This window comes from Kitasatospora nipponensis (assembly GCF_039528135.1).
GTDB lineage: Bacteria > Actinomycetota > Actinomycetes > Streptomycetales > Streptomycetaceae > Kitasatospora > Kitasatospora nipponensis.
Map to the genome: position 1 here is coordinate 1 of NZ_BAAALF010000870.1, position 610 is coordinate 610.

The window sequence follows — 610 nt, forward strand, 5'->3', positions numbered from 1 at the left end:
CGACCTCCCGCTCCCGGTTGACCACCTCCAGCAGGCGGTCCTTCTCGATCCGCTCGGTCTCGACGGCGATCACCCGCTCGCGGTTCTTCTCGGCGACGGCGATCTCCCGCTGCTGGTTCTCCCGCTGGACGCCGAGCAGTTCCTCGGTCCGCAGCAGCGCACCGTGCGCCCGCAGCCGCTCCTCCTCCTGGACCTGCGCCGTGGCCGCCTCCTCCTGCGCGCGCAGCGTCTCGATCCCCTTGCGCTGCCGGATCTCCGCCTCCGCCCGGCGGCGCTCCAACTCCAGTACGGCCTCCCGAGCGTCCACGTTCTGCCGGGTGATCTCCATCTCCTCGTTGCGCTGGAAGTCGTTGGTGCGGATGTGCTCCAGCGCGGTCAACTCGGTGATCTTGCGGATGCCCTGGGCGTCCAGCACGTTGGCCGGGTCGAGCTGCACCATCGGGGTCTGTTCGAGGTGGTCGATCGCGGCGTCGTCGAGGTGGTAACCGTTCAGGTCGGTGCCGATGGCCGCGATGATGCGGTCCCTGAACTCCTCGCGCTTGGTGTAGAGATCGGTGAAGTCGAGCTGCTTGCCGACGGTGCGCAGCGCCTCGGCGAACTTCGCGGCGGC

At 69.0% G+C, this 610-nt stretch carries 1 protein-coding gene; it reads right to left on the reverse strand.

Annotated elements, in window-relative coordinates:
- The coding region (locus tag ABD323_RS43780; RefSeq protein ID WP_486327187.1) for a flotillin family protein at positions 1-610 on the reverse strand (610 nt) is incomplete at both ends.